This window comes from Streptomyces sp. BoleA5 (genome assembly GCF_000373665.1).
Classification (GTDB): Bacteria; Actinomycetota; Actinomycetes; order Streptomycetales; family Streptomycetaceae; genus Actinacidiphila.
Map to the genome: position 1 here is coordinate 22910 of NZ_KB892095.1, position 16582 is coordinate 39491.

Annotated in this window: 18 protein-coding genes; 7 read left to right on the top strand and 11 right to left on the bottom strand. The window is 75.4% G+C overall.

Annotation, left to right across the window (positions count from 1 at the left end):
- The first annotated feature begins 83 nt into the window (after positions 1-83).
- On the top strand, positions 84-533 hold the full coding sequence (locus B085_RS0110640) for an Lrp/AsnC family transcriptional regulator (protein WP_018558552.1): 450 nt from the start codon (positions 84-86) through the stop codon (positions 531-533).
- On the opposite strand, the gene B085_RS0110645 is transcribed toward B085_RS0110640, so the two are convergent.
- Positions 498-3500, bottom strand: a complete 3003-nt coding sequence (locus tag B085_RS0110645) for an AAA family ATPase (protein ID WP_018558553.1) — start codon at positions 3498-3500, stop codon at positions 498-500. The genes B085_RS0110640 and B085_RS0110645 overlap by 36 nt on opposite strands.
- The gene (locus tag B085_RS0110650; protein ID WP_018558554.1) at positions 3500-4660 is read right to left on the bottom strand and encodes an exonuclease SbcCD subunit D; all 1161 of its coding nucleotides are present in this window, start codon (positions 4658-4660) and stop codon (positions 3500-3502) included. Before B085_RS0110650 ends, B085_RS0110645 begins: the two co-directional genes overlap by 1 nt.
- Before the next feature lie 191 nt (positions 4661-4851).
- Between B085_RS0110650 and B085_RS0110655 the strand changes: the two genes are divergently transcribed.
- Positions 4852-6492 carry a serine/threonine-protein kinase gene (locus tag B085_RS0110655; RefSeq protein WP_199789188.1) on the top strand — a complete coding sequence of 547 codons (1641 nt, stop codon included), beginning with the start codon at positions 4852-4854 and terminating at the stop codon, positions 6490-6492.
- A 106-nt stretch (positions 6493-6598) separates the two neighbouring features.
- Here the strand turns inward: B085_RS0110655 and B085_RS0110660 are convergent, their stop codons facing one another.
- A complete protein-coding gene (locus B085_RS0110660) occupies positions 6599-7228 on the bottom strand; it encodes a YigZ family protein (RefSeq protein WP_018558556.1) in 630 nt (209 codons plus the stop codon).
- Positions 7229-7314: 86 nt separating this feature from the next.
- On the opposite strand from B085_RS0110660, the gene B085_RS0110665 reads away from it, so the two are divergent.
- Both B085_RS0110665 and B085_RS41975 read left to right on the top strand, forming a co-directional pair.
- Positions 7315-7722: a CoA-binding protein gene (locus B085_RS0110665; protein ID WP_018558557.1), complete on the top strand. Its 408-nt coding sequence runs from the start codon at positions 7315-7317 to the stop codon at positions 7720-7722.
- 64 nt (positions 7723-7786) lie between these two features.
- Positions 7787-8317 (top strand): GNAT family N-acetyltransferase, encoded by a 531-nt coding sequence (locus B085_RS41975; protein ID WP_018558558.1) that lies wholly within the window; start codon positions 7787-7789, stop codon positions 8315-8317.
- Here the strand turns inward: B085_RS41975 and B085_RS0110675 are convergent.
- The gene (locus tag B085_RS0110675; protein ID WP_018558559.1) at positions 8292-9116 is read right to left on the bottom strand and encodes a GNAT family N-acetyltransferase; all 825 of its coding nucleotides are present in this window, start codon (positions 9114-9116) and stop codon (positions 8292-8294) included. The genes B085_RS41975 and B085_RS0110675 overlap by 26 nt on opposite strands.
- A complete protein-coding gene (locus B085_RS0110680) occupies positions 9113-9670 on the bottom strand; it encodes a YbaK/EbsC family protein (RefSeq protein WP_026250897.1) in 558 nt (185 codons plus the stop codon). The genes B085_RS0110675 and B085_RS0110680 overlap by 4 nt, the downstream gene beginning before the upstream one ends.
- A gap of 114 nt (positions 9671-9784) precedes the next feature.
- Here B085_RS0110680 and B085_RS0110685 point away from each other — a divergent pair, with 114 nt between their 5' ends.
- Positions 9785-10357 (top strand): helix-turn-helix domain-containing protein, encoded by a 573-nt coding sequence (locus tag B085_RS0110685; protein ID WP_026250898.1) that lies wholly within the window; start codon positions 9785-9787, stop codon positions 10355-10357.
- Positions 10358-10375: 18 nt separating this feature from the next.
- Here the strand turns inward: B085_RS0110685 and B085_RS0110690 are convergent, their stop codons facing one another.
- From B085_RS0110690 to B085_RS0110700, 3 genes are all read right to left on the bottom strand, one after another.
- Positions 10376-11449, bottom strand: coding sequence for an NAD(P)/FAD-dependent oxidoreductase (locus B085_RS0110690; protein WP_018558562.1), 1074 nt, complete (start codon positions 11447-11449; stop codon positions 10376-10378).
- A gap of 88 nt (positions 11450-11537) precedes the next feature.
- Positions 11538-12314 (bottom strand): acyltransferase, encoded by a 777-nt coding sequence (locus B085_RS0110695; RefSeq protein ID WP_018558563.1) that lies wholly within the window; start codon positions 12312-12314, stop codon positions 11538-11540.
- 40 nt (positions 12315-12354) lie between these two features.
- Positions 12355-13275, bottom strand: coding sequence for a pseudouridine-5'-phosphate glycosidase (locus tag B085_RS0110700; RefSeq protein WP_018558564.1), 921 nt, complete (start codon positions 13273-13275; stop codon positions 12355-12357).
- A gap of 56 nt (positions 13276-13331) precedes the next feature.
- Here B085_RS0110700 and B085_RS0110705 point away from each other — a divergent pair, with 56 nt between their 5' ends.
- Complete coding sequence (locus B085_RS0110705) at positions 13332-13865, top strand: gamma carbonic anhydrase family protein (protein WP_026250900.1); 534 nt, start codon at positions 13332-13334, stop codon at positions 13863-13865.
- Between the two features lie 19 nt (positions 13866-13884).
- Here the strand turns inward: B085_RS0110705 and B085_RS0110710 are convergent, their stop codons facing one another.
- From B085_RS0110710 to B085_RS0110720, 3 genes are all read right to left on the bottom strand, one after another.
- Positions 13885-14544 carry a DedA family protein gene (locus B085_RS0110710; protein WP_018558566.1) on the bottom strand — a complete coding sequence of 220 codons (660 nt, stop codon included), beginning with the start codon at positions 14542-14544 and terminating at the stop codon, positions 13885-13887.
- A 113-nt stretch (positions 14545-14657) separates the two neighbouring features.
- A complete protein-coding gene (locus B085_RS0110715; RefSeq protein WP_018558567.1) occupies positions 14658-14861 on the bottom strand; it encodes a hypothetical protein in 204 nt (67 codons plus the stop codon).
- Positions 14862-15028: 167 nt separating this feature from the next.
- Positions 15029-15448, bottom strand: coding sequence for a DUF4442 domain-containing protein (locus B085_RS0110720; RefSeq protein ID WP_051102028.1), 420 nt, complete (start codon positions 15446-15448; stop codon positions 15029-15031).
- Positions 15449-15554: 106 nt separating this feature from the next.
- On the opposite strand from B085_RS0110720, the gene B085_RS45545 reads away from it, so the two are divergent.
- Entirely contained in the window at positions 15555-16520 is a 966-nt protein-coding gene (locus B085_RS45545; protein ID WP_158689717.1) for a hypothetical protein, read from the top strand.
- Positions 16521-16582: the final 62 nt, after the last annotated feature.

Below are 16582 nucleotides of genomic sequence, written 5' to 3' on the forward strand. Positions count from 1 at the left end.
TATGAGCGCCGGCCGGTCGCCTGAAGGGCCGTTCCCCGGCGTCCGCCTTGCCCGGCCGGGGAAATCCCTGGTAGCCAGGGGGCATGACCGTGGATTCCCTCGACGCCACCGACTGGCGCATCCTGGACGCCCTGCAGCGCGACGGCCGGGCCAGCTACGCGGACCTGGCGCGTGCCGTGTCGATGTCCCCGAGCGCCGTGACCGAGCGGGTCCGGCGGCTGGAGGAGGCGGGGGTGATCACGGCGTACACGGCCGTGGTGGACCTGGAGCGGACCGGCCGCCCGATCCTGGCGTTCGTCCGGCTGCGGTATCCGCACGGCAACTACAAGCCGTTCCACGATCTGCTGGAGTCGTCCCCGGAGATCCTGGAGGCCCACCATGTGACGGGCGACGACTGCTTCGTGCTCAAGGTCACCGCCCGTTCGATGCGTCACCTGGAGCAGATCACCGGCCGCGTCTCGGGCCTGGGTTCGGTGACGACGAGTGTCGTCTACTCCTCACCGCTCCCCCGCCGTGCGGTGGCGGAGGGCTGACCCGCGCTGCCCCTTGACGACCTGCAGCTGGGCGGGGACGCGCTGCCTGAGCTCGGCGACGTGGCTGACGATGCCGACGGCGCGGTCGCGTTCGCGCAGGCCGTCGAGGACGTCCAGCACCTCGTCGAGGGTCTGCTCGTCGAGGCTGCCGAAGCCCTCGTCGACGAAGAGCGTGTCGAGGCGGGCGCCGCCCGCCTCGTCCGTGACGACGTCGGCGAGACCGAGGGCGAGGGCCAGGGAGGCGAAGAAGGTCTCGCCGCCGGAGAGCGTGGCGGTGTCGCGCTCGGTACCCGTCCAGGAGTCCACGACCATCAGCCCCAGGCCCGACTTGACGTTGCGTGAGGCGCGGGCGTCGGTGTGGACGAGGGTGTAGCGCCCGGAGGACATGCGGTGCAGCCGGACGCTGGCCGCGGCCGCGACCTGTTCCAGCCGGGCGGCGAGCACATAGGTCTCCAGCTCCATGCGCAGCGTGTTCTCCCCGGCGCCGGTCGCGAGGTCGGCGAGGCGCCGCAGCCGCGCGTACTCCTCCCGGGCCGGGGCGAGCGCCCTGGTACCGCGCAACGCCTCGGCCCGCAGCCGGTCGAGGGCCTCGCGGGCGGTGTGCGCGGCGGACTGCCGGGCGGTGACCCCGCGCAGCCGTGCGGTCGCGGTCTCGACGGCCCGGCGGGCCGCGTCGGGGTCGGCCGGGGGCAGCGCGGCGGCCTCGGCAAGGTCCAGGGCGGTGAGTTCCGCGGTGACCGCGGCCTCCTCGCGGCGCCACTCCTCCGCCCGCTGCCGCAGCCGCCGCGTTTCCGACTCGGGCAGTACGGCGTCGGCCGCGGCCTCGGGCGTGGGGAAGCCGGCCTTGTAGGCGGCGTCGGCCAGGTCGGAGTCGGCCTCCTTCAGCGCGCGGGCCGACTCCTGGGCCGCGCGGGCCGCCCCGGCCGCGGCCGCGGCGAGCCGTGCGTCCGCCGCGAGCCGGGCGCGGCGCTCGGCGACGGTGGCATGGGCGCCGCGGGCCCGGGTCAGCCGGGCGGTGAGTTCGGCGGCCTCCTGCTCGAGGAGTTCCCGGCGGGTGGTGAGGGAGGCGAGCCGGCTCTCGGCCTCGCTGCGGTCGGCGGTGCGCCGGGCGTGCTCCGCGAGGGCCCGGTCGAGTGCCTGGCGCGCCTCGGGCGCTCCCGCGGCGCTGCGGACGGCGGCCTGGTACTCCTCCTCCAGCGCGGCCTGCGCGGCCGCGAGTTCGGCCGCCGGCTCCGGTCCCGCGGCGGCGAGGGCGGCGTCACGGGCGGCGGCGAGGTGTACGACCTGCTCCTGCGCGGCGTCCCGTGCGCCGGCGGCCCGCTGCTGGGCCTCCTGGGCTGCCTCCTCGTCAGCGCGGCCCACCTGGCGGGCGGCGGGGCGGGCCGGGTGGGGGTGCTCGGTGGCACCGCAGACCAGGCAGCCCTCGCCGGGGCTGAGCTGTGCGGCCAGCTCGGCGGCCATGCCGTTGATGCGGGCCTCGCGTACGTCCTGCCAGTGGTCGCGGGCGTCGGCGGCCGCGTCGCGCGCCGCGCGCAGCCGGTCCTGAGCGGCGAGCAGCGCGGCGGCGTGCGTGTCGCGTTCGCGGGCGGCGTCATGGCGGCGCCGGGCCCGGTCGAGGGCGCCGGAGAGCTCGGCGGCGCGGGTGGCGGCGGACTGGGCGGTGTCCACGGCGCGTTCACGGCCGAGGCGTTCGGTCTCCCAGCCGTCGAGCCAGGCGGCGGTGTCGGCGGTCAGCCGTTCGTCCTCGGCGGCCTCGCGCTCCACGCGCCCGCGGTCGTGGGCCAGTTCCGCGGCCCGCCGCTCGTCCCGGTCGGCGTCGGCGAGGCCGCCCAGCTCCTCGCGGAGCCGGTTCTCGTACTCGGCGAGCTGCTCGGCGCCCGCCTCGTACTGCTCGGCGGGCAGGCCCGCGCGGGCGGTGCGCTCCTCGGCGGCCGCACGTGCCTGCCGGCCGGCGGCGCGCTCGCGCAGCTCCAGGGCGGGCGCCACGGTGGCGGCCCGCTCCGCCGTAGCCAGCAGCTCCTGTTCGCGGGCGCGGGCCTCGCGCTCGCCGGCCATGTCGCGGGCCCGGCGCTCGGCCGCGGCGTGGCGGCGCTGCCGTACGGCGAGTTCGCGTACCGCCTCGGCCTCGCGCTGGGCCTGCTCGTGGGCGCCTTCGGCGGCGGCGACCGCCAGGTCGGCGATGTCGGCGCGTTCGCGGGCGGTCGCGGCCAGGACGGCCGCCCAGCTCAGGATGTGGGCGGCCAGTTCCGGGTCGCCGGCGGCGGCGCCCTCGGGCAACGGCCCGGCGAGGGCCTCGGGGTCGTCTCCGGCGGCCTGGCCCATGCGTTCGGCGAGCCGCAGCAGTTCGCCGTCCCCGGCAGCCACCCGCTGCTCTGCGGCCCGCCGCTCGGCCCGCAGCCACTCCTCGACGGCCTTGAAGCGGCGGGTGTCGAAGAGTCTGCCGAGCAGGGCGGCCCGTTCGGTGGCGGTGGCCCGCAGGAACGTGGCGAACTCGCCCTGGGGCAGCAGCACGACCTGGCAGAACTGCTCCCGGCTCATGCCGATGAGCTGCCTCAGCTCCTCGCCCGCCTCCTGGTGGGACTTGCTGAGCGCCCGCCACTGGCCCGCGGTGTGCTCGCGCAGCAGGGTGACGGCCTTCTCCATCGTCCAGCCGCTGCCGCGTTTCTTGGGCCGCGGCTGCTCGGGCCGGCGGGTGATCTCCAGACGCCGGCCGCCCACGGTCAGGTCGAGCACGACCTCGGTGAGCGTGTCCTGTCCGGCGTGGTCGCTGCGCAGCCGGTTGCCCTGCCGGCTGCCGGGGACGCCGCCGTACAGGGCGAAGCACACCCCGTCGAGGACGGAGGTCTTGCCGGCGCCGGTCGCGCCGTGCAGCAGGAACAGCCCGGCCGCGGACAACTCGTCGAAGTCCACGGTGTGGCTGCCGGCGAACGGCCCGAAGGCGGTCAGGGTCAGGCGGTGCAGGCGCATCAGTCGGTCTCCGCCCTCGCGGCGTCACTGCGGACCGCGTCGAACGCGTCCCGCAGGACGCCCCGCTCCGCGGTGTCGGGGCCCGTGCCGCGCACGTGGGTCACGAAGTCCTCGGCGATCTGCCGGTCGGTACGGCCGCGCAGGCGCTGCGCGTACGAGGCGTGGGCGCCGGCGTCGGTGCGCTCCGGCTCGAAGGCCAGCGCGAGGGCGTGCGGGAACCGCTTGCGCAGGCGGGCCATGGGCTCGTGCGGGCGGTGCGGGTCGGTGAGCGTGGCCTCGACCCAGGAGCCCTCGTGCCGTGCGTGCGCCGGGTCCTCCAGCAGTTCCTCGAGGCGGCCGCGGAGCCGGGCCAGCGGCCGGGGCACGGGGCAGTCGACCCGCTCGGCGGCCACGGAGCCGTCGGCGCCGAGGTCGACCAGCCACATGCTCTTGCGGTGGTCGGCCTCGGAGAAGGAGTACGCGAGCGGCGAGCCGGAGTAGCGCACGCGGTCGGAGATCGTCTGGCAGCCGTGGAGGTGGCCCAGGGCCACGTAGTCGATGCCCTCGAAGACGTCCGCGGGCACGGCCGCCACGCCGCCGACCGTGATGTCCCGCTCACTGTCGCTGGGCGCGCCGCCCGCGACGAACGCGTGCGCCAGCACGACGGAGCGGGTGCCCGCGGGGCGGGCGGCGAGGTCGGCGCGGACCCGCGTCATGGCGGCGCTCAGCACCTCGGCGTGCCCGGCCCGGTCGAGGGTGAACTCCTCACGCACCAGGGCCGGTTCGAGGTAGGGCAGCCCGTAGAGGGCGACCGGTCCGTGCTCGTCGGCGAGGACGACCGGCGTCGCGCAGCCGGCCGGGTCGGTCCGCAGGTGGATCCCGGCGCGGTCGATCAGGCCGGAGGCCACCCCCAGCCGGCGGGCGGAGTCGTGGTTGCCGGAGATCATCACCGTGGGCACGCCGAGGGCGGCGAGCCGGTGCAGCGCGTCGTCGAAGAGCTCGACGGCGGGCAGCGACGGCAGCGCCCGGTCGTAGACGTCGCCGGCGACGAGGACGGCGTCGACGCGCTCCGCCCGTGCCGTCGCCACCAGGTGGTCGATGAACGCCGCCTGGGCGTCGAGCAGTCCGACCCGGTGGAAGGACCGCCCCAGATGCCAGTCGGAGGTGTGCAGCAGCCTCACCGCGGCTCTCCCGCCCGCATGTCCCGTCCTCCGCCTCACGTTCCGCATGCTCCGCGCGGGCCCCGGTGTCCCCACCGGTCCCGTGCGCTCCGGTAGCAGGCTATCGGCCACCACTGTCAGCGCGTCGCGGGAGTCCGAACTCGGGCAAGGTCGGTCAAGCCGTGTCCCCGCCCACCCGTACGATGACCGCCATGACGGCGAGCGACTCCGGCAGACGACTGATCGACGGCCGCTTCGAGCTGCTGGAACGGCTGGGCGGCGGCGGCATGGGCCTGGTGTGGCGGGCCCGGGACACCGTTCTGCAGCGCGAGGTCGCCCTGAAGGAAGTACGCCCGCCCGAAACCGACTTGGCGGATGCCGACCCCGAGGCGGCGGCCAAGATGCGCGAGCGCGTGCTGCGCGAGGCCCGCGCGTTGGCCCGGGTGCACCACCCCAATGTCGCGACGATCCACCACATCGTGGACGAAGCGGACCTCCCGCACCCCTGGCTCGTGATGGAGCTGGTGACCGGCGGTTCCCTCCAGGACCGGCTGGCCCGCGGCCCGCTCACCCCGCCGGAGGCGGCCACGGTCGGCCGCGGCGTCCTGGCGGGGCTGCGCGCCGCGCACGCGGTCGGCGTCCACCACCGCGACGTGAAGCCCGCGAACGTGCTGCTGCGGCCCGACATGACTCCGGTGCTCACCGACTTCGGCATCGCCACGCTCCGCGACTCGACGCGGCTGACGACCACCGGCGGCCTGATCGGCTCGCCCGAGTACATCGCCCCCGAGCGCATCCGCGGCGAGGAGGGCGACCCCGCCTCCGACCTGTGGTCGCTCGGCATGCTGCTGTACGTCGCGGTGGAGGGCGTCCACCCCCTGCGCCGCGAGACCAGCATCGCCACGCTCGTCGCCGTTCTCGAGGAGCCCCTGCCGCCCCCGGCGCGGTCGGGACCGCTGGCCCCCGTGCTCACCGCCCTGCTCGTGCGGGACGCCGCCGCGCGGCCCGGCGCCGACGCGCTCGACCGGATGCTCGCCGACGTGGAGCGCGACGCGGCGCCCGCGCCCCCGTCGTCCCCGTCCCCGGCGTCCCCGTCCCCGGCGTCCGTGGCCGCGGCACCCCCCGGTTTCGGGCCCGCCCCGGCGTCCTACCAGCCGATGGCGCCCCACCCGTACCACCCGCCGCAGCAGCCGACCCGCCCCACCCCTTTGCCCGCGCCCCGCCGCGGCGGCCGGGCCGGCCGGGTCCTGGCCGCCGCCGGGGCGGTCGCGGCGGTGGGCGTCGCGGGCGTCCTGCTGTGGACCCTTCTCCCGCAGCTCCACGACGACGGGGACGCCGGCGCCGCGGGGAAGGGCGGCACGGGCACACGGAAGAGCACGCGATCCTCCGGCGCCCCGAGCACGGCGGCGCCGGAGAAGCTGCTGTCGCCGGCCGGGGGCCGCTCCATGGCGGACGTCGTGAAGTCCGTCTCGGGCGGCACCAAGGTGGTCGAGCTCACCCTCTACGAGGACTACGCGAGCTTCAAGGCGCCCAAGAAGACGGACAAGGCCGTCTTCGACAGCTACTCGTACCGCGACGGAAAACTCGAGGACGGGATCATCAAGGGCACCATCGACCCCGACGACGCGGTCGTCGACCTGAAGGCCGTCAACTGGGAGGCACTGCCGGCCCTGATGAGCCGGGCGGACACGGAGTGCACGGTCAAGCACCCGAAGACCAGCTACGCGGTCGTGAAGCCCGACATCATCAGCAACGAACCGTCCCTGTACTACTACCGAGTCGACAGCTACCGCACCTGCTTCCTCGAGGCCACCCTCGAGGGCGAAGTCACCAACGTCATCGACGAGAGCTGACCTCCCGGACGGGCGAACCGCATCGTGCTCGGGTGACCGGCCGCGCCCGCGACGGCCGGGTGCGTCCCGGCCCGGGCGCCCGCCCCGGCCGCCGCTCCGGCCCCGGTCAGACGTCCACGAAGGCGCTGCCCGAGACCTCCACGCCCGCGGTCCCCGCGGACGCGTCGGCGAGCCAGGCCCGGAAGGCGGCCAGTTCCTCCTGCGGCACGCCCAGTTCGATGCGCACCTCCGCCGCGCCGTAGGCGACACCGCGCACCGCGCGGCCGGCGGCGCGCAGGTCGTTCTCGATGCGCCCGGCCCGCTGGTGGCCGGCGACGACGGTGACCAGGGCGAGCTTCTGCCGCTCCACCGTGCCGACCTCGTCGAGCGCCGCCGAGACCGCGCCCCCGTAGGCGCGGACCAGGCCCCCCGCGCCGAGCTGGACGCCGCCGTAGTAGCGGGTGACGACGGCGACGACGTCCCTGACCTCGCGGCGCAGCAGCACCTGCAGCATGGGGGTGCCGGCGGTGCCGCCCGGCTCCCCGTCGTCGCTGGCCCGGTGGATCCGGCCCTCGGCACCGATCACGTACGCGAAGCAGTTGTGCGTCGCCCCGGCGTGCTCCTTGCGGACGCGGGCGATGAACTCCTGCGCCGCCTCCTCACCGGACACCGGCGCCAGCGCGCACAGGAACCGCGAGCGCTTGATCTCGCTCTCGTGGACGTGCTCGCGCCCGATCGTCAGATACCGCTCCACCACCCCGCCACCCTACGGGAACAGCCAGGTGCGTCCTCTGGTTGACTGCTGCGGACCGGAACGAGGGCGCCGGAACGAGGGAGGACGACGTGCACGCAGACGACGCGGCGGTTCGGGAGATCCTGACCGGCCTCGGGGACACCTGGGCCGTGGTGGGGCTGTCCGGCAACGCCTCGCGGGCGGCGTACGGCGTCGCCGCGGTGCTGCAGCGCTACGGCAAGCGCGTGGTACCGGTGCACCCGAAGGCCGAGACCGTGCATGGCGAGCAGGGCTACGCCTCGCTGGCCGACATCCCGTTCCCGGTCGACGTGGTGGACGTCTTCGTCAACTCCGACCTGGCCGGCCCCGTCGCGGACGAGGCCGTCGCGATCGGCGCGAAGGCGGTCTGGTACCAGCTCGGAGTGATCGACGAGGACGCGTACCGGCGCACCCGGGACGCGGGGCTGCTGATGGTCATGGACCGCTGCCCCGCGATCGAGATCCCCCGGCTCGGGTAGGCCCCCGGCCGCCGGGCGGGGAACCGGCCGCGTACGGTCCGGCCCCCTGTTGTAGCGTGCGCGCATGCCCGGTCCCGTACGCCCCGCCCGACCCGATGACGCCGCCGAGCTGGTACGGCTGCGGCGGCTGATGTTCCTGGCCATGAGCGGACGGGACGAGCCCGGTCCCTGGGAGGCCGCCGCCGCGGAGCGGGCGCGCGAACAGCTCGCCGTGGGCGGTGCGCGGTGGCTGGGGGCGTTCGTGGTGGACGGCGATCCGGCGGCCGCGGACGGCCCGCACCTCGCGGCGTGCGCGGTGGGCCGGATCGAGGAACGGCTGCCCGCCCCCGGGCACCCGGCCGGCCGGTTCGGCTTCGTCTTCAACGTCTGCACCGACACCCGCTACCGGGGCCTGGGGTACGCCCGGGCGACGACGGAGTCCCTGCTCGCGTGGTTCGCCGAACAGGGCGTGACCCGCGTCGATCTGCATGCGACCCCGGAGGCCGAGCCGCTGTACCGCAGCCTCGGCTTCGCCGAGCACTCGATCCCGCTGTCGCTGGACCTGTCCCGGCGGCCGGGCGGTGGCCCCGTCAGTGGGCGGGCGGCTCCGCGATGAGGGCCGTGCCGACCCGGCGGAAGCCGAGCCGGGCGTAGATCCGGGCGACGTCCTCGTCCCCGGCCGAGAGGAACACCGTGGTCAGCCCGCGTTCGCGGGCGTCGGCGACGAGCGCGCCGGTGACCGCGAGGGCCAGACCGCGCCGGCGGGCGCTGGGCAGGGTGCCGACGCCGACGATCTCGCAGACCTCGCCCACGGGGTTGTACTGGCCCGCGCACAGCGCGGTGCCGCCCTCGACGGCGGCGGCGTGCACGGTGAGCCCGGCCCGCACCCGTGCCTCCGCGGTCGCGACGAGACCGGGGGCCGCGTGCAGCGGGAGCGCGGCGGCGAGTTCCGCCCGGCCGGCGGTGCCGATGGCGGTGCCGGGCTGCGCGAAGGCCAGGTGCGGGACGGTGAGGGCGCTGGGCAGCGCCGGGTCGCCGGGCCCCAGCGTCCGTACGCCGACGCCCGCGGGGAGTTCCGGTGGCGGCGGGGGCGGGGCGAGCGGATCGAGCACCATCAGCGGGTGCTCGTGCACGGCGAGGCCGGAGGCCAGCGCCGCCTCCCGCAGCCCGGGGCTGGTCTCCGCGATCCACTCGAAGCTCTCGGGCACGCCCAGCTCCCGCTGGCGGACCCGGACCCGGTCCACGTCGGCCCGGCCGACGGGGCCGCCGTCCGCGGCCGGCGCGGGGCGGGCGTAGAAGGGCCAGCCGACGCCCTCGCGCACGAAGAGGGTGAGCGGGCCGTGCTCCTCGGCGCGCGCGCCCGCCCGGGGCACGGCGTCGTAGTAGCGCTCCAGGCGGTCCAGCAGTTCCGTCACGCGGGGAGTCCCAGCCCTTCGAGCAGTTCCGCACCGGGCAGCGACGCCAGCGCCTTGCCCGGCACGAGCAGCTTGCCGCGCCGCCGGCCGCTGCCGATGATCACGTAGGGGGCGTCCGCGACCGACGCGTCCACCAGCAGCGGCCAGGCGGCCGGCAGCCCGATCGGGGTGATGCCGCCGTACTCCATGCCGCTCTCGCCCACGGCGGTGTCCATCGGCGCGAACGAGGCTTTGCGGACCCCGAGATGGCGCCGCACGAGGCCGTTCACATCGGCCCGCGTGGTGGCGAGGACGACGCAGGCGGCGAGCGTGACCTCCCCGCCGCGCTTGCCCGCGACGACCACGCAGTTCGCGGACTGCTCCAGGGCGACCCCGTACGTCTCGGCGAAGACGGCGGTGTCGGCCTTGTCCGGGTCGGTGTCGACGAGCAGCAGTTCCTCGACCGGCACCTGCCCGCTCCACGCCGTGAGCGCGGCGGCGACGGGGGCCGGCAGCAGGTCGAGCCGTTCCACGGCGGGGTGGACGTCGGTGAAGGTGCCGATGGGTGCGCGCATGTCCGGCACGCTAACAAATCCACGGAGCCGGCGGCGGGCCGTCTCGCGGAGGCGTGAGCGGGGCGGCGGTCGCCTCGGTTGCGCCGGCCCGTGCCGTTTCGGCAACCTGGGGACGTGGGAGCCACGAGGAAAGAGGTGCTGGACGCGGTCGGGCCCCGGCTGCGCGAGCTGCGGCGCCGGCGCGGCATGACCCTGGCCGAACTGGCCGGGCGGACCGGGATCAACGAGAGCACCCTGTCCCGTCTGGAGGGCGGCGGGCGAAAGCCGACCCTTGAGCTGCTGCTGACCCTGGCGGAGGTCCACGCGGTGCCGCTCGACGAGCTCGTCGGCGCGCCCCGCACCGGCGATCCCCGTATCCACCTGCGCCCGGTCACCCGCGACGGCCTGACGTACGTGCCGCTGAGCAGACCGGGCGGGATCCAGGCGCACAAGCTGCTGATCCCGTCGCAGCCTGGGACGGAGCCCGAGTTGAAGACCCACGAGGGCTTCGAATGGGTCTACGTCCTCGCCGGCCGGCTGCTGCTGCTCCTCGGCGACCGGCGCGTGGTCCTGAAGCCGGGCGAGGCCGCGGAGTTCGACACCCACGTCCCGCACTGGCTCGGTCCCGACGGCGAGGACCCCGTCGAACTGCTCGTCCTGTTCGGGCGGCAGGGCGAGCGGGCCCATCTGCGGGCCCGCACCGCCTGAGACCGGCGCGCCCGCGGGTCACCTCCCCGGCAGCGGGTCCACACCGTGCGCCCGCGTACCGAGCACGCGCCGCGTCACCTCCGCCTCCATCCGCGCGCCGAACACCTCGGCGTCACCGGCCCGGCGGGACCGGGCCGCCGCGCGGGCGTCGTCCGCCAGCAGGTCCATGACGATGGCCGCCGCCGCTGTCGTCCCGGCCGCCGCGGCTGCCGGGACACCCGCCGTCAGGTCGCCGACGTTCCCCGCGGCCCACACGCCCTCGACGCCGGTGAAGCCCGAGGCGTCCACGGTGAGCTGCTCCCCGAAGCCCGCCGGATGCTCCCGCACGGCCAGGCCGAGGCCGCCGAGGAAGGACGCCCGGGCCGTGAAGCGCGGGGCCACCGCGAGCACGCGGACGGGCACCGTGCGCCCGGTGGTCAGGCGCACCCCCGCCAGCCGGCCCGCGTCGTCGGTCGCCAGGCCGCTCACGGCGCCCTCCACGACCCCGACGCCCAGCCCGGCGAGCTGTTCCCACTGATCGTCCGTCAGATCCGTTCCGAGGTGCAGGAACAGCGTCACGTCCTCGGACAACTGCCGGAACAGCAGCGCCTGGTGGAAGCTGCCCAGCACCCCGACCGCGGTGTCGCGGACCTCCCAGCCGTGGCAGAACACGCAGTGCACCACGTCCCTGCCCCATCGCTCCGCCAGGCCGGGCACGTCCGGCAGTTCGTCGACCAGACCGGAGGCCACCAGGACCCGCCGGGCCGCCGTGCGCCGTCCGTCCGCGCACTCGACCAGGAAGCGGCCGCCCTCGCGGTGGATCGCCGTGACGCGTCCGGCGACGACGCGGCCGCCGTAGGCGGTGACCTCGTCCCGCCCCTTCCGCAGCAGTTCCAGGGGGGCGATGCCGTCGCGTCCCAGCAGTCCGTGTGCCGCGGCGGCGGGGGCGTTGCGGGGCTCGCCCGCGTCGATCACCAGCACCGGCCGCCGTACACGTGCCAGGGTCAGCGCGCCGGACAGTCCGGCGGCGCCTCCCCCGACGACCACCACGTCCCACACGCCGCCCGGTGCGTCGATTGCGTTGCCGCCGATGTCGCTGTTGTTCTCGTCCATGGCGGCACGATCACTCCGGCCGCCGGCGGGAGGCAACGTTTCATGCCGTTTCGGCAAGATGCGCCGCGCGCGCCGCCCGCCCGGCCGGTCAGGCCTCGGAGGCGAGCTTCTCCTCCAGCCCCGCGAGGAGTTCGGGCTCCAGGCCCGCGAGCGCGGCCAGCTGCTGATGGGTCGCCCCGGCGGGGACGGGGCGCGGCGCGGGTGTCCGCAGCGGCGGCTCCCATCCCCGCTCGGGCGTCCAGCGCCGGACCACCCGGGCCGGAGCGCCCGCCACCACCGAGTGGTCGGGGACCTCGCCCCGCACGATGGCGCCCGCCGCGACGACGACGTTCCGCCCGATCCGGGCCCCCGGCAGGATCACCGCGCCCGCGCCGAGCCAGCTCCCCGAGCCGATCTCGACGGGCGCCGAGCGCGGCCACTGGCGGCCGATGGGCTCGTGCGGATCGTCGTAGGAGTGGTTGTCGCTGGTGACGTACACGTACGGCCCGCAGTAGACATCGTCGCCGAAGACGACCGGCCGGGAAGCGATGACGTGGCTGCCGCGGCCGAGGACGACGCCGTTGCCGAGCCGGACGACGGGGTCGGGGCCGAGGTCGAGGCCGGGCATCATCCCGGCGGTGAGGGTGACCTGTTCGCCGATGATGCAGCACTCGCCGAGGTGGATCCACCGCTCGCCGAAGATCGTGCCCTGCGGGAACGCCAGCCGGGTGCCCGCGCCGATCCGGCCGAAGCGCAGCGGGCCGGGGCGGTCCGCGGAGACGGAACCCGCGTTCTGGGCCCACCGCCAGCCGCGGTGCACCAGTCGCGAGACGGCGCGGCGGCGCCAGGCCGCCGCGGAGGAGAACAGGTTCTCGTTTTTCGGCACCCGCTCACCGTACCGAGGGGGCGGGGGCGCGGCGGGGCGATCAGATGTGATGTGCGCCGCGTTCCGTCCACGCGACGGCGACCTGTGCGGCCAGGCGGACGTTGCCGCGGACGGCGGCCAGGTTCGCCTCCAGACTGGCGCCGCCGGTGTGCTCCACGAGGTGCCCGAGGAGGAACGGCGTGACGGCCTGCCCGGTGACGCCCTCGCGTTCGGCGGCGGCCAGCGCCTCCGCGAGGACCCGGTCGTGCAGGGCCGGGTCGAGCTGCTCGTGCTCCGGCACGGGGTTGGCGAGGATCACCGCGGACGGAGGGCCGTCGAGGTCGTCCTGGGCGGCCATGACGCAGGCGGCCTCGTCGGGCGTGCGGACCGTCCAGTCCACGGGCTGCCCGGAGCCGCTGAGGTAGAAGCCGGGGAACTCCGTCGTCCCGTAGCCCACGACCGTGACGCCCAGGGTCTCCAGGCGCTGCAGGGTGGCGGGCACGTCCAGGATCGACTTCACCCCGGCGCAGACGACGGTGATCCGGGTCCCGGCGAGCAGCCGCAGGTCGGCGGATTCGTCCTGCTCGTCGGTCCAGCCGCGGTGCACGCCGCCCAGTCCGCCGGTGGCGAAGACCCGCAGCCCGGCACGGGCGGCGAGGTAGGCGGTGGCCGAGACGGTGGTGGCGCCGCTCGCCCCGGTGGCGACCGCGACGGGCAGGTCGCGGTGGCCGAGCTTGCGCATCCCCTCGTCGCCCGCGATGCGCTCCAGGACCTTGCCGTCGAGCCCGATGCGGGGCACGCCGTCCAGCACCGCGATGGTCGCGGGGACGGCGCCGGCCTCGCGCACGACGGCCTCCAGCTCCAGCGCCACCACGTGGTTGCGGGGGCGGGGCAGGCCGTGGGAGATGATCGTCGACTCGAGGGCGACGATCGGGGCTCCCGTTTCCAGCGCGATGATCACGTCATCGGAGAACTTCAGCACGATCTACGCGCTACCCGCCACGCGATCGGCGCAATCACCGGACTACGGTGATCCCCATGACGGAGAGAGCCTTGATCGCGGACGTCGCCGGACGCGCGCCCCGGCTGGACCCCGCCGCCTTCACCGCGCCGACCTCGGTGGTGCTGGGCGACGTGACGATGGCGGCCGGCGCGAGCGCCTGGTACCACGCGGTGCTGCGCGGCGACTGCGAGTCGATCAGCGTCGGCGAGGGGAGCAACATCCAGGACAACTCCACGGTGCACGCCGATCCCGGGTTCCCCGCGGTGATCGGCGCGGGTGTCACGGTGGGGCACAACGCGGTACTGCACGGCTGCGTCGTCGAGGACGACGTGCTGGTCGGCATGGGTGCCACCGTCCTGAACGGCGCGCACATCGGCACCGGCTCGCTCGTCGCGGCGGGCGCGCTCGTCCCCCAGGGCATGCGGGTGCCCCCGGGGTCGCTGGTGGCGGGCGTGCCGGCGAAGGTGCGCCGCGAGCTCACGGCGGAGGAGCGCGAGATGGTGCGGATCAACGCCGAGCACTACGTCCGGCTGGCCGACGTCCACCGGGCGGCCTTCGCCCGGGACTGACCGCCCCGGACCCGGCCGCTCAGTCGGCGGCGGTCGCCGCCACGGCGTCCGCCTCGGGCGCGGCCGCCTCGTGGGCCTTCGCGGCGGCCTTGGCCCGGCGGCGTACGACGAGGAACGAGCCGAGGCCGATCAGGACGGCGGCCACCAGGCCGAGCCAGGAGAAGCGCTTGAGCCACGGCTCGGCGACGATGCCCACGTAGTAGATGACGGCCGTGGTGCCGCCCGCCCACACGACGCCGCCGAGGACGTTGGCGGTGAGGAACTTCCAGTACGGCATCTTCAGCACGCCCGACAGCGGGCCGGCGAAGATCCGCAGCAGTGCCACGAAGCGCCCGAAGAACACCGCCCACATGCCCCAGCGCGTGAACGACGCCTCGGCGGTCGCGATGTGCGCCGCCGAGAAGTGCTTGGGGAAGCGCCTGCCCAGGCGGTCCAGCAGGGGCCGGCCGCCGCGGCGGCCGATGGCGTAGCCGATCGAGTCGCCCACGATCGCGCCGACCGAGGCGCAGACGCCGACCACCCAGGGGTCCACATGCCCCTGGGAGGCGAGCAGGGCCGAGCTGACGAGGATGATCTCGCCCGGCAGCGGGATGCCCAGGCTCTCCAGGCCGATCACGAGGCCCACCAGCAGGTAGACGCTGACCGGCGGGATCGTGCCGAGCCACTCCTGGACGTGCAAGGCCGCTTCCTCCCCCTAGGGCGGTCGGATGTGAGGGCGCGCGCACGTGCGCGCGTCGTTGCAGCGTAGCCGACGTGCGGGCCGGCCCGTCGCCGTCGCCCGGGGCCGGGGGCTCAGCCCTGCTCCGTGACGAGGATCCCGTCCGCGAGCAGGAACACCCCGCAGGCGAAGCAGAGCCCCGCGAGGACGGCGAGCACCCCCGGCCGCAGGATCACCGACGAGGAGCGTGCCGCCTCGGGGCCGCGTTGCCGCCGTCGGAGCACCTGTGCCCGGGTGCCGACGTACAGGCCGGCGCAACCGGCGATCAGGTACGACACATCGGCGGCCCTCCAGGCTCTCGGTCTCCCAATGTCCGGCGGCCACGGCCGGGGCAGGGAGCCGGAACCGTTCCGGCCGCACGAAGACCACAAGATCCACGATCTTCGAACCGAACAGGTAGGGCGTCAACCGGCAGTTGCACCAGGGGCCCGGAACGCGTCAGGCGTCAGCCGTTGGGGCGCAGGGTCCAGACGATGCTCATCTCGCCCGTCACGGCGCCGTCCTCGCGCCGGATGGCGACGGTGACGGGGAACTCCGGGCGCTCGCCCCTGTCGAGTTCGGCGATGACGTCGGCCGCGGGGCGGCCGAGCCGGGCGGTGGCGGTGACCGGGCCCATGGCGAGCTTCCTGTAGCCGATCTCGGCGCGCACGGCGAGCGGTACGGCCTGGGAGAGCCGGTCGGCGAAGGCCGCGAGGACGACGGCGCCGCTGGCGGTCTCGGCCAGGGTGAACATCGCGCCGGCGTGGGGGCCACCCACGTGGTTGTGATAGGCGGGCCGGTCGGGGAGGCGGGCCACGGCGTGCTCCGCGGTGGTCTCCAGGAACTCGATGCTGAGGGTGGCGGCCATCGGCACGGTGGCCGCCATGAGTTCGCCTATCTGCGGCTGGTTCTCGGGCACGGAACGGATGTTACCAGCAAGTAAGCAACGCTTCCGTGGAACCGCGGCGGCTCAGCCCATAGTGTTTCGAGCCATGTGGCCAGGACAGCAGGAACCGGGGGGACCGCAGTACCCGCAGCAGCCCCCGCAGAACCAGCCCCCGTGGGGGCACCAGCAGCCCTCCCCTTACCAGCCGCAGCAGCACCCCGCCTACCAGCAGCCTCCGCAGACGTGGGGGCCGCCGCCCGGGCCGGGTGGGCCGCCGAAGCCGCCCGGGGGCCGGCGGGGCGCGGTCATCGCGGTGTCGGTGGTGGCGGCGGTCGCGGTGGTCGCCGCCGGCGCGCTGGTCGCCGTGAGACTCACCGGGGACGACGGGGACCCACAGGCCGGCCCGTCCAGCGGCGGCTCGCCGGTCGCCTCGTCGAGCGCGCCGGCATCCACCACCCCCACGCCGTCCGCCACCGCGAGCGAGGAGGGCCCCGGCCCCGACGACGCCCGCGGCAACCCGGGCGAGGACACGATCAAGCCCGTGGTGCCCGGCTGGCAGACCGTCGTGCGCAGTGACATGGGCGTCGCCTACGACCTCCCCAAGGACTGGACGGCCAAGGCACCGGGCCTGCTCATCGGCTACGAGTGGGACGGCAACCGGGTGGTCACCGGCGGCGCGGCCGTCCTCGACGAGAAGTGGTGCGGCACCGACGAACGCGGACTGGCCGGCGTCAAGGGCGGCAAGGGCGCCAAGAGTCTGAAGACCGAGGCCGTCAACGAGGCCTACAACTGGGCGTACGGCAAGTACAAGAAGGAGGGCGGCACCAAGCTCACCGAGTCCGCGCCGCGCGCCCACACCAACGCCCAGGGCCTGCACGGCTGGATCGCCTCCACGCGCGCGACCGGGATGAAGGGGAAGTGCGCGGCCGACGGCACCTCGTACAGCTTCACCTTCCTCGGCAAGGACAAGGAGGTCCGTTCCTGGGTGCTGCTCGTGGACAGCGGCTACGCGGGCGCGACCGACGCCGCGACGGTGGCGAGAATCCGCGACAGCGTCCGGCTGGTCGGCTGAGGCCCCCGCTCCGGCCGTGGCCGTGGCCCCGGCCCGCCCCGGTCACCGGCCGGAAACCGGTT

What these genes read in the sequence shown, in the direction of transcription:
- B085_RS0110640 (WP_018558552.1), top strand. Translation starts at nt 84, where the DNA reads ATGACCGTGGATTCCCTCGACGCCACCGACTGGCGCATCCTGGACGCC.
- B085_RS0110645 (WP_018558553.1), bottom strand. Translation starts at nt 3,500, where the DNA reads ATGCGCCTGCACCGCCTGACCCTGACCGCCTTCGGGCCGTTCGCCGGC.
- B085_RS0110655 (WP_199789188.1), top strand. Translation starts at nt 4,852, where the DNA reads ATGACGGCGAGCGACTCCGGCAGACGACTGATCGACGGCCGCTTCGAG.
- B085_RS41975 (WP_018558558.1), top strand. Translation starts at nt 7,787, where the DNA reads ATGCCCGGTCCCGTACGCCCCGCCCGACCCGATGACGCCGCCGAGCTG.
- B085_RS0110680 (WP_026250897.1), bottom strand. Translation starts at nt 9,670, where the DNA reads ATGCGCGCACCCATCGGCACCTTCACCGACGTCCACCCCGCCGTGGAA.
- B085_RS0110690 (WP_018558562.1), bottom strand. Translation starts at nt 11,449, where the DNA reads ATGGACGAGAACAACAGCGACATCGGCGGCAACGCAATCGACGCACCG.
- B085_RS0110705 (WP_026250900.1), top strand. Translation starts at nt 13,332, where the DNA reads ATGACGGAGAGAGCCTTGATCGCGGACGTCGCCGGACGCGCGCCCCGG.
- B085_RS0110720 (WP_051102028.1), bottom strand. Translation starts at nt 15,448, where the DNA reads ATGGCGGCCACCGTGCCGATGGCCGCCACCCTCAGCATCGAGTTCCTG.
- B085_RS45545 (WP_158689717.1), top strand. Translation starts at nt 15,555, where the DNA reads ATGTGGCCAGGACAGCAGGAACCGGGGGGACCGCAGTACCCGCAGCAG.